This window comes from Maricaulis sp. (genome assembly GCF_048269565.1).
In the GTDB taxonomy this organism is placed as follows: Bacteria; Pseudomonadota; Alphaproteobacteria; order Caulobacterales; family Maricaulaceae; genus Maricaulis.
The window spans coordinates 127024-139382 of the sequence record NZ_JBLXIK010000005.1 but is presented as its reverse complement, the minus strand read 5'-3'; the positions used below and the strand labels follow the sequence as shown (position 1 = coordinate 139382).

Below are 12359 nucleotides of genomic sequence, written 5' to 3'. Positions count from 1 at the left end.
CGCTATTGCCAGCCGACCCGGTCGAAAATCCGCTGGGCGGCGGCATTATGGTCGCCCAGTTCAGAGACATTGCGCGGGTCCTCGACGAAGGGCAGCATCGCCGCCAGCGTCGGGTTTTCCCACGGCGTATCGGCAATGACCGGGATTTCATTGGTCATTTCCGCGAACATGCGCTGGGCGTCGTGGGTGAAGAAGAAGTCGATCAGCGCGCGCGCCTCGGCCGGGTGCGGCGCATTCGCTGCAATGCCGACACCGGACACATTGATGTGAGCGCCCGAGGTCTGCTGGTTGGGAAACAGGAGGGCGACCGCGGCGGCATCGGCCTGGCGGGCCGGCTCGTCGGAATTGGTCATCAGCGCGTAATAATAGTGATTCACAATCGCCACATCACACGCCCCTGCCGCGATGCCCTGGATCTGGGTGATGTCGCCGCCCTGGGGTGGGCGGGCCATATTGTCGACAATTCCCTGGGCCCAGGCTTCGGCGGCTTCCTCGCCAGAACGCGCGATGATCGAGGCGAGCAGGGACTGGTTGTAGGCATTGCCGCTCTCGCGCACGCAGATGCGGCCATGCCAGCGCGGGTCGGCGAGGTCTTCATAGGTCTGGATCTCGCCAGGCTGCACGCGGGTGTTGGAGTAGGCGATGACGCGGGCACGCTTGGCGATGGACACCCAATAGCCCTGCGGGTCGATCAGATTGGCCGGCACGGTCGCCGTGAGTTCGCTGAAATCGGTCTGCGCAAACAGGCCGGCTTCCTCGGCCCGGTGCAGGCGGGCGGCATCGACAGTGATGATGACGTCAGCCGGGCTGCGCTCGCCATCGGCGCGGACGCGTTCGATCAGCTGGTCGCCGCCAGCGGAGACCAGATTGACCGCAATGCCGGTCTGCTCGGTGAAGGCCGCATAGATCGCGTCATCACTGGAATAATGGCGGGCGCTGTAGACGTTGACGACGCGGGCGCTGTCACCGTCGGTCACCGCCTGTTGGGAACACGCGGCCAGCAAGGCGCTGGTGGCTAGGATGAGGATTTTCACGGTTTTCATGGCACACCCAATATGATTGATCAGCCTGACCTCTCACATTTTTGAGAACGTTTCGCAAGTGATGCTCGCACCGGTTGGTCGCACCGCCGCGCAAATCGAACGGCAAAACCCGCGCAGAATCGCCCCCTGAACCGTGACAGGTCAGGTCTGTTTCGAGCTGGGGAAATGGTGGAAATGGTGGGCGATACTGGGATTGAACCAGTGACCCCCTCGGTGTGAACGAGGTGCTCTCCCGCTGAGCTAATCGCCCGGTATCCCGGAAAGCGCTCGTATAAGCACGCGCTTAGAGCCGGTCAACACCGCGTGCATGCCGATCTGCACCTGCCCTGCGACCAAGGTGCGACAACTTGACACACTAATTTTGCCTCGTCATAGAAGCGTCATCCCTATATCAGCCCTTCCGAACCGGAAGCGCATCCAGCGCGCCGGCGCTTATTATCATCAGATTGGACGCAATTCCCGGCCGAGGGAAGCTTCGGTCGTATTGGAGGTATTGTTCATGAATAACGATCTGTGCACGCCAGAGGGCGCGCGCCGTCTTAAAGCTCGTATTGAAGCTTACTGGGCCGAGCGTGGCTATGACGTGAATGTTGATCTCGTCGAGGCCGGCTTCATGCCTGCCATGCGTTCCGCCCGCACCGATGTGCGGTCGAACCTGGTCAATGGCATGCCGACCCGGCCTGCCAATGATGTCGGTCGCGAGCGTCGCTCCGCCTGATATTGACTATGCTCGCCAGATTTCGGCGAGTACCCCCGGAACATCACTGAAATCATGCAGCAACCGGTCGGCTCCCAAGGAGCCGGCCGGTGCTTCGCTATAGCCATAGCTCATTGCGATGCTCGGCACGCCCGCCGCGCGGGCTGCATCCACATCCGGCGCGCTGTCGCCGACCATCGCCGCGCGCAGATGCCCCTGGCCCAGCGCGGTGTGGACATGATCGGCCGCCGGCTTTTTCGCCGTCGTGCGGTCCGGGCCGATGATGCGGGCGAAATAATCCGTCAGATTGAATTCGGCGATCAGCTGATCGGACAGCACCGACAGCTTGTTGGTGCACACCGACAGCGTCGCGCCCGCATCCCGCAGCCGCGCCAGCGTCGCCTCGACGCCGGGAAACAGACGGCTGTCGGCCGCGATATCGGCCTGGTAGATCTCGATGAAGCGGGCCAGCAGCTCGGCGGTCTGTGCCGGCTCGAGCGCGCGTTGCTGGCTGGCATAGGCACGCTCGATCAGGGCCTGGGCCCCGCGTCCCACCATCGCGCGCACATCGTCGACCGGAATGGAGGCCAGCCCGAGCGGCGTGATGACGCCATTGAGCGCCCGCACCAGATCGGGCGCGGTGTCGACCAAGGTGCCGTCGAGATCGAAGGCAATCGAGGCGGTGGCGAACAGGTCAGGGTCGAGCGGGTCAGACATGTGATTTGCACTTTCAAAAGAGGGCAGGCGACGCTGTATGGTTACGCGCTATCGCGCGATAGGCTATAGCGCCGTGACACATGTCCAAACACGCCTGCAGTGGAAGAGGGTAACCCATGTCTCGATCCCGCGCCGCCGTCATTCTTGCTGCCGGACAGGGCACTCGGATGAAGTCGAAAACCGTCAAGCTGCTGCATTCGGTCGGCGGACGGCCGATGCTGGACTGGGCGATCGATGCGGCGCGCGCGTCCGGCGCAGAGCGGGTTGTGACGGTCTATGGCGCCCATTCGCCGGCCGTGGGTGATGCCGCAGCGCGGCTCGGTGCGCAGACAGCCCTGCAGGACCCGCCACTGGGGACCGGCCATGCCGTGCTGGCGGCGCGGGCGGCGCTGGAAGACTTTGACGGTGACATGATCGTGTTGCCCGCCGACATGCCACTGGTCCGGCCCGCCACGGTCTCGGCGGTGTTTGCAGCGCTGGAGCGCGGCGCTGATGTGGTGGCGATCGGTTTCGAGCCGGCCGATCCGGGGGCCTATGGCCGCCTGGTCCTCAATGCCGAGGGTGATCTCGACCGCATCGTGGAATACAAGGATGCCAGTGAGGCGGAACGGGCCATCGGCCTGTGCAATTCCGGCATGCTGGCGGCCTCGTCGCGCCTGATGTTCGAGCTGCTCGGCGAAGTCGGCAATGACAATGCCAATGGCGAATACTATCTCACCGATGTTGTCGGCCTGGCGCGGTCGCGCGGGCTGAAGGCGGTGGTGGTCAATGCCAGCGCCGGTGAAGTGCTCGGCGTCAATTCGCGCGTTGATCTCGCCGCCGCCGAGGCCTCTTTCCAGACCCGGATGCGGCGCGAGGCGATGAATGCCGGTGTTACCCTGGTGGCGCCGGAAACGGTGTTCTTCTCCTGGGACACGCAGATCGCGCGCGATGTCATTATCGAGCCGAATGTCGTGTTCGGCCCCGGCGTGACGATCGGCGAGGATGCGGTGATCCATGCCTTCTCGCATCTCGAGGGCGCGACCATCGGCGAGGGGGCGCAGATTGGCCCCTATGCGCGTCTGCGGCCCGGTGCGGAAATCGGCGTGAAGGCCAAGGTCGGCAATTTCGTCGAGATCAAAAAGTCGCAGCTGGGAGAGGGTGCGAAAGTCAATCACCTCTCCTATGTAGGGGATGCCAGCATCGGTGCCGGCGCCAATGTCGGTGCCGGGACGATCACCTGCAATTATGACGGCTTCGGCAAATACCGCACGGTTATCGGTGAGGGCGCCTTCATCGGCTCCAATACCAGCCTCGTCGCACCGGTGACGGTCGGCGCCGGGGCGATGACCGGTTCCGGCGGTGTCATCACCGAGGACGTTCCCGCCGACGCGCTGGCCCTGGCTCGGGCAGAGCAAACGAACAAGGATGGCTGGGCGGCCCGTTTCCGCCGCGCCAGATCGACCCGCAAAGCCAAGAAGGACACGGCTTCATGAGTGTTGCAGACCGTCTGAAGGACAAATCACTGTATCGCACCGCCTCGTTTATCGACGGGAGCTGGGTCCAGGGCGAGGGCGCGACGCGGATCGTCAACCCGGCCAATAACGAGACCATTGCCGAGCTCGGCGATGTCGGTGCCGATGGCGCGCGCGCGGCCGTCGCCGCGGCAGCAACCGCCTTCAAGACGTGGAAAACGGTCTCGCCCTTCGAGCGCAGCCGACTGCTGATGCGCTGGCACCAGTTGATCCTGGAGAATGCCGAAGACCTCGCCACCCTGATCACGCTGGAGATGGGCAAGACCCGGCGCGAGGCGATGGGCGAGGTGGTCTATGGCGCCTCCTTCATCGAATGGTCGGCCGAGGAAGCCAAGCGCATCCATGGCGAGACCATGCAGCCGCCTTTCCCCAATTCGCGCGGCTGGACCATCCATCAGCCGGTCGGCGTCGTGGCCTGCATCACGCCGTGGAATTTCCCCAATGCGATGATCACGCGCAAATGCGCACCGGCCCTGGCCGCCGGTTGCACCATGGTGATCAAGCCGGCACCGGAAACCCCGCTCTCGGCCCTCGCCCTGGCCGAACTGGCGCGGCAGGCCGGCATCCCCGATGGCGTCTTCAACGTGGTCTGCGGCGATGCCCAGGTGCTCGGACCGGTCCTGACCGGCGCGCCCGAGGTCAAGATGATCGGCTTCACCGGCTCGACCGCGGTCGGCAAGCTGCTGATGCGCCAGGCCGCAGACGGCGTGAAACGTGTCGCGCTCGAGCTGGGCGGCAATGCGCCCTTCATCGTCATGGACGATGCCGATCTCGAGGCTGCCGCCGACGGCGTCATCGCCTCGAAATTCCGCGTCTCTGGCCAGACCTGTGTTTCGGCCAACCGCATCATCGTCCAGAGCTCGATTGCCGAGCGTTTCGTGGCAGCGCTGGAAGCGCGGGTCTCGAAGCTCAAGGCCGGTGACGGTTTCGACAGCGGCACCGATCTCGGACCGCTGATCCATCATGAGGCCGTTGCCCGTGTCGATGCCCTGGTGCGCAATGCCCGCGAGAGCGGCGCGCGCATCGTTACCGGCGGTCACCCGCTGACGGACGAGCTCGGCGGTGCCTTCTATGCGCCAACCCTGATCGAGGGCGGCAATCCGACCATGGAGATGGCCTGTTTCGAGATTTTCGGCCCGGTGGCCTCGATCTATCGCGCCGAGACCGAGGCGGAGATTCTCCACCTCGCCAATGACACGCCCTACGGGCTCGCCGCCTATGTCTATACCCGCGACGTCAACCGGGTTTACCGCATCACCGAAGGGCTTGATTACGGCATGATCGGTGTCAATGCCCCGATGGTCGGATCGGCTTCGACGCCGTTTGGCGGCATGAAGGAATCGGGCATTGGCCGCGAGGGCGGCAAATGGGGCGTCGAGGAATTCTCCGAGCTCAAATACGTCCTGCTCGGCGGTGTCCAGGCATGAGTGCTGACCGCCAGAAGACCTTCGCCGCCCAAGCAGCGTTGAGCTATGTCGAGGACGGCATGACGCTGGGGCTCGGCTCGGGTTCGACGGCGGAAATTTTCGTGCGCCTGCTCGGCGAGCGCATCAAGGATGGTCTGCGCGTGCAGGCCGTGCCGACCTCGGCCCGGACCGAGGCGCTGGCGCTGGAGGTCGGTGTGCCGCTGATCGATGTCGATCACGTCAACCAGATCTCGGTGACCATTGACGGTGCCGACGAGGTCGATGGCCATTTCCAGCTGATCAAGGGCGGCGGCGGCTGCCTGTTGCGCGAGAAGATCATCGCCCACGCCTCCGATCTGATGATCGTGGTGATCGACGAGACCAAGCTGGTCTCGAAGCTGGGGCGTTTCGCCCTGCCGGTCGAGGTCGACCGTTTCGGCTTCTCGATTACGGCGCGCCAAGTCTATGACGTGCTGCGCGCCTGCGGCATCGCCAAGCCGGACGTTCAGCTGCGCCGCAAGGGCGACGGGCTCGACCCGTTTGTCACCGATGGCGGCCATTACATTCTCGATTGCGCCTGTGGCGCCATCCCCGATGCGGCGATGGTGGATTACCGGCTCAAGGCCTTGCCCGGCGTTGTCGAGCATGGCCTGTTCATTGGCTTGGCCCGTGTCGTGATTGTCGGTGAGGACACCGAAGCGCGCGTGCTGGAATTATAGGGGGACAGACCATGACAGGTTTCGGGAAATGCGCAGGCATTGTGGGGATGGCATTGCTGGCGTCGGCGCTGTTCACCACATCTCCGGCCGCTGCCGATGAGCGCGAGGCGCTCGCCCGGCAGTTGACCGAGCAGATCGGTGTGACAGAGCTCGCTTCGACCATGATGGTCGCGATGGCGCCGCTGATGCGCGAACAGATCCGCGCGAGTGTCCCGCAATTGACCGAGACGCAACTCGACGAGGTCGTCGCGATCATGATGGTGGAATTCCACGCGGCCGAGTCGGAATTGACGGATATGATCGTCGATCTCTATGCCAGCGAATTCACTGAAGCCGAGCTCGTCCAGTTCATCGCCTTCTACCAGACTGATCTCGGGCAGATCATGCTTGATCGCATGCCGGGTCTGGCAGAGCGTTCGGTGGAAATGGGCCAGGCCTGGGGTGCGCAAGTCGCCCTGCGCGCCATGCCACAGGTCCAGGAATACTTTGCCGGCCTGGAATAACTGACGAGCGGGAGACGATCCGATGACCCAATACGACTACGACCTCTTCGTGATCGGCGCCGGTTCCGGCGGTGTCCGCGCGGCGCGCATGGCGCGCCAGCACGGCGCGGCCAAGGTGGCGATTGCCGAGGAATACCGGGTCGGGGGCACCTGCGTCATTCGCGGCTGTGTGCCGAAGAAATTCCTCGTCTATGCCAGCGAGTTCGCCAAGACGTTCAAGCTGGCGGAGAGCTATGGCTGGTCGGTCGGCAAGCCGGCCTTCGACTGGGAAAAACTGATCGCGGCCAAGGATGCCGAGATCGACCGGCTGTCGGGGATCTACTGGCGCAACCTGTCCAATTCCGGTGTCGAGATCATCGAGGACCGGGCCGTGTTCGAGGACGCGCATACGCTGCGCCTGGTCAAATCCGGCAAGACGGTCACCGCCGACAAGATCCTGGTCGCGACCGGCGGCACGCCTTTCGCGCCGACCGATATCGAAGGCCATGAGCTGGGGATTTCGTCCAATGAGGCCTTCCATCTGGAAAGCCTGCCCAAGCATGTCGTGATCGCCGGCGGCGGTTATATTGCCTGTGAATTCGCCCAGATCTTTGCCGGCATGGGATCCCAGGTCTGCCAGGTCTATCGCGGCGACACGGTTCTGCGCGGCTTCGACGATGATGTCCGCAGCCAGGTCCATGAAGAGCTGGTGCATTCCGGCGTCCGCGTCATCACCCATGCGGTGTTCGAGAAGATCACCGATCTGGGCAATGGCATGAAACGCGTCCAGCTCTCCAATGGCACCCATGTCGACGCCGATGTGGTGATGTATGCGATCGGCCGCGATCCGCACGTCGTCGGACTGGGGCTGGAAAAGGCCGGTGTCGAACTCGATGCCCGCGGTGCCATCAAGGTCGATGCCTACTCACAGACCGCCACAGCCAATATCTATGCCGTCGGCGACGTCACCAATCGGGTCAATCTGACCCCGGTGGCGATCCGCGAGGGGGCCGCCTTTGCGGCGACGGTGTTTGGCGGCAATCCGACAGCTTACGATCACAATGACATCGCCTCGGCGGTCTTCACCCAGCCGCCGGTTGGTTCGGTCGGCCTCTCGGAGGCCGATGCGCGCAAATCCTTTGCGCAAGTCGACATATACAAGACCACATTCCGGCCCATGAAACTTTCGTTAACCAATGACTCAAGTCGTATGTTGATGAAACTTGTCGTCGACGGGGAGACAGGCAGGGTGTTGGGCGTGCATATTGTCGGGCCGGATGCTCCTGAAATGATCCAGTTGGCGGCGATAGCCGTCAAGGCGGGTCTGACCAAGGCGCAATACGACATGGCCTGCGCCGTGCATCCGACAAGTGCGGAAGAACTGGTGACCATGAAGGAAAAATGGTCGCCGCCCGAATTGAAAGCTGCTGAGTGATATGACCTGGTCCCCGAATTCCTGGCGTTCAAAGCCTGTCCAGCAATTGCCGAACTATGCCGATCCGGCGGCGCTCGACAGCGCCATCGCCGAACTGACCAACCGGCCGGCGCTTGTCTTCGCCGGCGAGGCGCGGCGCTTGCGGCGCCAATTGGCCGACGTCTCTGCAGGCAATGCCTTCCTGCTGCAGGGCGGCGATTGTGCCGAGAGCTTCAAGGAGTTCTCGACCGAGGGCGTGCGCGATACATTCCGCGTTCTGCTGCAGATGGCGGTCGTGCTCACCTTTGCGGCCTCGAAACCGGTGGTGAAGCTGGGCCGGATTGCCGGCCAGTTTGCCAAGCCGCGTTCGGCGGACATGGAAACCATTGATGGCGTCTCGCTGCCGAGCTATCGCGGCGACAGCGTCAACGACATGGCCTTCACGCCCGAAGGCCGTGAGCCCGATCCGCAGCGTCTGCTGCGGGCCTATGACCAGTCAGCCTCGACGATGAACCTGCTGCGGGCCTTTGCCTCGGGTGGCTATGCCGACCTGAACAATGTGCACCAGTGGACCCTCGACTACGTCAAGGACAGCCCGGCCAATGAGCGCTATGTCGAGACGGCCAACCGGATTTCCGAAGCGCTGGCCTTCATGAAGGCTTGCGGTGTCGGCCGCGACAGTGCGCCTTCGCTGGAAACGGTGGACTTTTTCACCAGCCATGAAGCGCTGCACCTGCCCTTCGAGGAAGCCCTGACCCGGCGTGATCCCAATTCCGGGCAATGGTACGCCACCTCGGCGCATATGGTCTGGATCGGCGAGCGGACACGCCAGCTAGACGGTGCCCATGTTGAATATGCCCGCGGCATTGCCAACCCGATCGGGGTCAAGTGCGGGCCGACCATGCAGCCTGATGATCTGCTGGCACTGATTGATGCTCTCAACCCGACCAATGAGGCCGGACGCCTGGTGCTGATCACCCGGATGGGCGCCAATAATGTGCGCGAGAAACTGCCGGCGCTTGCCCGAGCCGTGACGCGGGCCGGGCGCAAGGTCGTCTGGTCGTCGGATCCGATGCACGGCAATACGATGAAAACCTCCAGCGGCTTCAAGACGCGCGATTTCGAACGTGTCCTCGATGAGCTCGAGGGCTTCATGGATGTGCTCTACGCCGAGGGGGCCTATCCGGGCGGTGTCCATATCGAGATGACGGGCAGCAATGTCACCGAATGTGTCGGCGGCGCCAATGCGGTCACCGAGGCTGACCTGGCATCGCGGTATCACACCCATTGCGATCCGCGGCTCAATGCCGAGCAGGCGCTCGACATGGCCTTCCGCATCTCGGAATCGCTCAAGCGGGTCCGGACCAGCCAGAGCGTCGACGCCGCCTGATTGCCGGTCCTCCCTCAGGGGCCTTCCAGCCGCACCATGAAAAACGCCGCCCGAATTGCTTCGGGCGGCGTTTCATCAGTGCTGAGAAGCGCTGATTAGATATCTTTGAGGGCAGCAGCCGGACGGAAAGCCGCCTGGGTGCGAGCCTTCGACATCATCTTCTCGCCGGTGCGCGGATTGCGCACTTCACGAGCTTCACGATGCTTGGCGTGGAACGTGCCGAAACCGGCAAGCTGGACGCTGTCATTGCCTTTGACCGAACCGATGATGGCATCGATCGCAGCGTCGACGGCGTCGCCCGCTTGAGTGCGGGACAGGCCGGTCTTTTCGCTGACGGCTTTGGCGAGGTCTGACTTGTTCATAGGGTTCCCCCCAGTTTGTCGCGTTCCGGCCGACACGGTCATCGCATCAAGCCGGTTTTTCGCGTGTTCGTTGACCGGTCAACAAGGCCAACAACCGGCCCTGTTTGCAAGCCTCAACAGGTGAATCGGGGCGAAATCGCTGCATTTTTATAGGCAAAACCCCGAAATAGGCCCTCCGGCCCCTTAATTGCGTACCTGGAAGCCCATGTTTCAAGGTGAACCAGACCCTAATACGCCCGCCGCGATTCGAGCGATTCGCGTGCTGCCCTTTGCTTTGGCGGCCGCTGTTGGCGCATATCTCCTGCTTGAGCGCTGCGGCGTTGGCCCGGACTGGGCGGCCGTGCTGGCGGCGATTGCCGGCGGCTGGGTCCAGGGACGGCTGATGCGGCACTAGTCCGCCGCGACCCTGTCAGCGGCGTGCCGCCGGCCGGGACCGGCACGGTCCCGGGCCTCGCTGGGCGGCCCGGGTCCTTGGCGCGGTCCTGGACCGGGCAGGATGCCCGGCCCGGATGTGTCGGCCTAGATCTTGACCAGCATCTTGCCCTTGTTGAGGCCAGAGAACAGGCCGGTGAAGGCTTCCGGTGCTTTTTCGATTCCTTCCAGGACGGTCTCGGCCGGCGTGATCTTGCCCGCCATCATCCAGGTGCTCAGATCCTTGATGAATTCCGGCTGGATATCGAGATGGTCGGAGACGATGAAGCCCTGGATCCGCAGCGATTTGCCGACGATGAAGGTGAGATTGTCGGGGATCATCGCCGGTTCGGCGTCATTATAGCGCTGGATCATGCCGCAGGCGGCCATGCGGCCATACTGTTTCAGCGTATTGAGTGCGGCGGTGAAATGCGTGCCGCCGACATTCTCGAAATAGGTCTCGACGCCCTGGGGTGCCACGGCGCGGATCGCGGCGGTGAGGTCATCGGTCGCCTTGTAGTCGATGGCATGGTCGGCGCCGATCGATTTGACGTATTCGCATTTCTCGGCGCCACCGGCGGTGGCGATCACATTGGCGCCCATCGCCTTGGCGAACTGGATCCCGGCCGAGCCGACCGCGCCGGCCCCGGCCGACATCCACATGGTTTCACCCGGCTGCAGGTCGAGGCAGCGCTTGATGCCGACATAGGCGGTGAGGCCCGTCAGGCCGGCAATGCCGAGAAAGGCTTGCGGCGGCAGCAGGCTGGTATCGATCTTCTGCACCGCCTTGCCCGAAGCGGTATAGCCTTCGCGCCAGCCCAGCATCGACATCACGTGATCGCCGGGCTTCAGCCCCTCGAACCGGCTCTCGACGACTTCACCGACAGCGCCGCCTTCCATCACTGCACCAAGCTTGAACGGGTCGATATAGGTTTTGATGCCGCTCATCCGGCCGCGCATATAGGGGTCGACCGAGATATAGAGATTGCGCACGGTGACCTGGCCTTCGGCCGGTGCCGGCAGCTCGGTTTCGACAACCGAATAGTTCTCGGTCTTCGGCGCGCCCTTGAGATAGGCATTGAGGTGAATTTCACGGGATTTCATGGGGGGAGTCCTTCTTGGGGGTTATGATTGAAACAAGCCTAGCAGGCCGAGATCGAACTGGCTGTCGAGAATCCACGACACCGCCAGAATCTGGCAGGCGGCGCTGATCAGGAATGTGACCGGCAGAATCAGGACCAGTCCGGTGATTCGCATTACCGTGCCGAAAGCGAAGCGCTCCGGCGTGACCTGGGGCGCCAGGGTTTCCACTGTCGGCGTCATCGGCGAACCGAAAATGGCCGCGAGCCCGAACTGGATTCCGAACAGGGCAATGAGAACGCGGACCGGTGAGATATAGCGGGTATAATCACCCCTGATGGCCGCGAGGGTGACACCGGGTGCGCGGATGAGGGAGTGCCAGAGCGTGCGGAATATCCGGGCATCGACATCGAAAGCGGCGACGGAGATCGAATTCACGAGCTCGTAATCGCTCTGGTTTGATCGCGCCTCGTCTGTCACACGGTATCCCCTCCAATGCCGCTTCATGGTAGAGCGCCATCGCCGGACCGCAAGTAGGGGAGGCTGAAGCCGATGCAGACCACCGACAATCATCCCTCCGGGATCGTCGTCCGCCGGGGCGAGCGCGGCGATATCGCGGCGCTGACCAGCGTATTCTATCGCGCCGTGCGCGAAGGCGCGGGTCCGGAATATTCTACCGAACAGCGCGCCGCCTGGGCGCCGGCACCGCCGGAAGTCGAGGCCTGGGACAAGCGTCTGACGCCGCAGACCGTCTTCGTCGCCGAGCTGGACGGGGTCATTATCGGCTTCATGAGCCTGAAGACCGACGGCTATCTCGATCTCGCCTTCGTGGATCCCGAGCATATCGGCCACGGTGTCGCGCAGATCCTGTATGACCGGCTCGAATCCCATGCCCGCGAGGCCGGTCTGGACCGGCTCTACAGCGATGCCAGCGCCCGCGCCCGCATCCTGTTCGAGCGTAATGACTGGGTCGTCGATGCCGAACAGACGCCGGTCATTCGCGGCGTCGAATTGCACAATTATCGCATGAGCAAGGCGCTCACCGCCGGCGACTGAGCCGCGCCCGCGGCAATGCCGGGTAACAAGCCTTGATGTGAGTATGACTTGAATGCCCCGCGCACGCT

The 12359-nt window shown here is 63.3% G+C and carries 13 protein-coding genes and 1 tRNA gene; 8 read left to right on the top strand and 6 right to left on the bottom strand.

Annotated elements, in window-relative coordinates:
- Positions 1 to 2: 2 nt before the first annotated feature.
- Positions 3 to 1043, bottom strand: a complete 1041-nt coding sequence (locus ACN0YL_RS11245) for an extracellular solute-binding protein (protein WP_417491446.1) — start codon at positions 1041 to 1043, stop codon at positions 3 to 5.
- Between the two features lie 175 nt (positions 1044 to 1218).
- A tRNA-Val gene (locus ACN0YL_RS11240) sits at positions 1219 to 1293 on the bottom strand.
- A 249-nt stretch (positions 1294 to 1542) separates the two neighbouring features.
- Between ACN0YL_RS11240 and ACN0YL_RS11235 the strand changes: the two genes are divergently transcribed.
- Entirely contained in the window at positions 1543 to 1761 is a 219-nt protein-coding gene (locus ACN0YL_RS11235) for a phosphoglycolate phosphatase (protein ID WP_091767813.1), read from the top strand.
- A 6-nt stretch (positions 1762 to 1767) separates the two neighbouring features.
- Here ACN0YL_RS11235 and ACN0YL_RS11230 read toward each other — a convergent pair whose 3' ends face one another.
- On the bottom strand, positions 1768 to 2457 hold the full coding sequence (locus ACN0YL_RS11230; protein ID WP_417491447.1) for an HAD hydrolase-like protein: 690 nt from the start codon (positions 2455 to 2457) through the stop codon (positions 1768 to 1770).
- A gap of 116 nt (positions 2458 to 2573) precedes the next feature.
- On the opposite strand from ACN0YL_RS11230, the gene glmU reads away from it, so the two are divergent.
- The 6 genes from glmU to ACN0YL_RS11200 are packed head-to-tail and all read left to right on the top strand — an operon-like array spanning position 2574 to position 9382.
- A complete protein-coding gene (gene glmU, locus ACN0YL_RS11225; protein ID WP_417498033.1) occupies positions 2574 to 3932 on the top strand; it encodes a bifunctional UDP-N-acetylglucosamine diphosphorylase/glucosamine-1-phosphate N-acetyltransferase GlmU in 1359 nt (452 codons plus the stop codon).
- The gene (locus ACN0YL_RS11220) at positions 3929 to 5398 is read left to right on the top strand and encodes an NAD-dependent succinate-semialdehyde dehydrogenase (RefSeq protein WP_417498032.1); all 1470 of its coding nucleotides are present in this window, start codon (positions 3929 to 3931) and stop codon (positions 5396 to 5398) included. Before glmU ends, ACN0YL_RS11220 begins: the two co-directional genes overlap by 4 nt.
- A complete protein-coding gene (rpiA, locus tag ACN0YL_RS11215; protein WP_417491450.1) occupies positions 5395 to 6096 on the top strand; it encodes a ribose-5-phosphate isomerase RpiA in 702 nt (233 codons plus the stop codon). Before ACN0YL_RS11220 ends, rpiA begins: the two co-directional genes overlap by 4 nt.
- Before the next feature lie 47 nt (positions 6097 to 6143).
- Entirely contained in the window at positions 6144 to 6599 is a 456-nt protein-coding gene (locus ACN0YL_RS11210; protein WP_417498031.1) for a DUF2059 domain-containing protein, read from the top strand.
- 22 nt (positions 6600 to 6621) lie between these two features.
- Entirely contained in the window at positions 6622 to 8013 is a 1392-nt protein-coding gene (gene gor, locus ACN0YL_RS11205) for a glutathione-disulfide reductase (RefSeq protein ID WP_417498030.1), read from the top strand.
- Between the two features lies 1 nt (position 8014).
- A complete protein-coding gene (locus ACN0YL_RS11200) occupies positions 8015 to 9382 on the top strand; it encodes a class II 3-deoxy-7-phosphoheptulonate synthase (protein WP_417498029.1) in 1368 nt (455 codons plus the stop codon).
- Between the two features lie 95 nt (positions 9383 to 9477).
- On the opposite strand, the gene ACN0YL_RS11195 is transcribed toward ACN0YL_RS11200, so the two are convergent.
- The 3 genes from ACN0YL_RS11195 to ACN0YL_RS11185 form a co-directional block, all read right to left on the bottom strand.
- Complete coding sequence (locus ACN0YL_RS11195; RefSeq protein ID WP_091767795.1) at positions 9478 to 9744, bottom strand: HU family DNA-binding protein; 267 nt, start codon at positions 9742 to 9744, stop codon at positions 9478 to 9480.
- A gap of 519 nt (positions 9745 to 10263) precedes the next feature.
- A complete protein-coding gene (locus tag ACN0YL_RS11190; protein WP_417491455.1) occupies positions 10264 to 11259 on the bottom strand; it encodes an NADP-dependent oxidoreductase in 996 nt (331 codons plus the stop codon).
- 21 nt (positions 11260 to 11280) lie between these two features.
- Positions 11281 to 11715: a DUF3667 domain-containing protein gene (locus tag ACN0YL_RS11185; protein WP_417498028.1), complete on the bottom strand. Its 435-nt coding sequence runs from the start codon at positions 11713 to 11715 to the stop codon at positions 11281 to 11283.
- A gap of 72 nt (positions 11716 to 11787) precedes the next feature.
- Between ACN0YL_RS11185 and ACN0YL_RS11180 the strand changes: the two genes are divergently transcribed.
- On the top strand, positions 11788 to 12291 hold the full coding sequence (locus ACN0YL_RS11180) for a GNAT family N-acetyltransferase (protein ID WP_417491457.1): 504 nt from the start codon (positions 11788 to 11790) through the stop codon (positions 12289 to 12291).
- Positions 12292 to 12359: the final 68 nt, after the last annotated feature.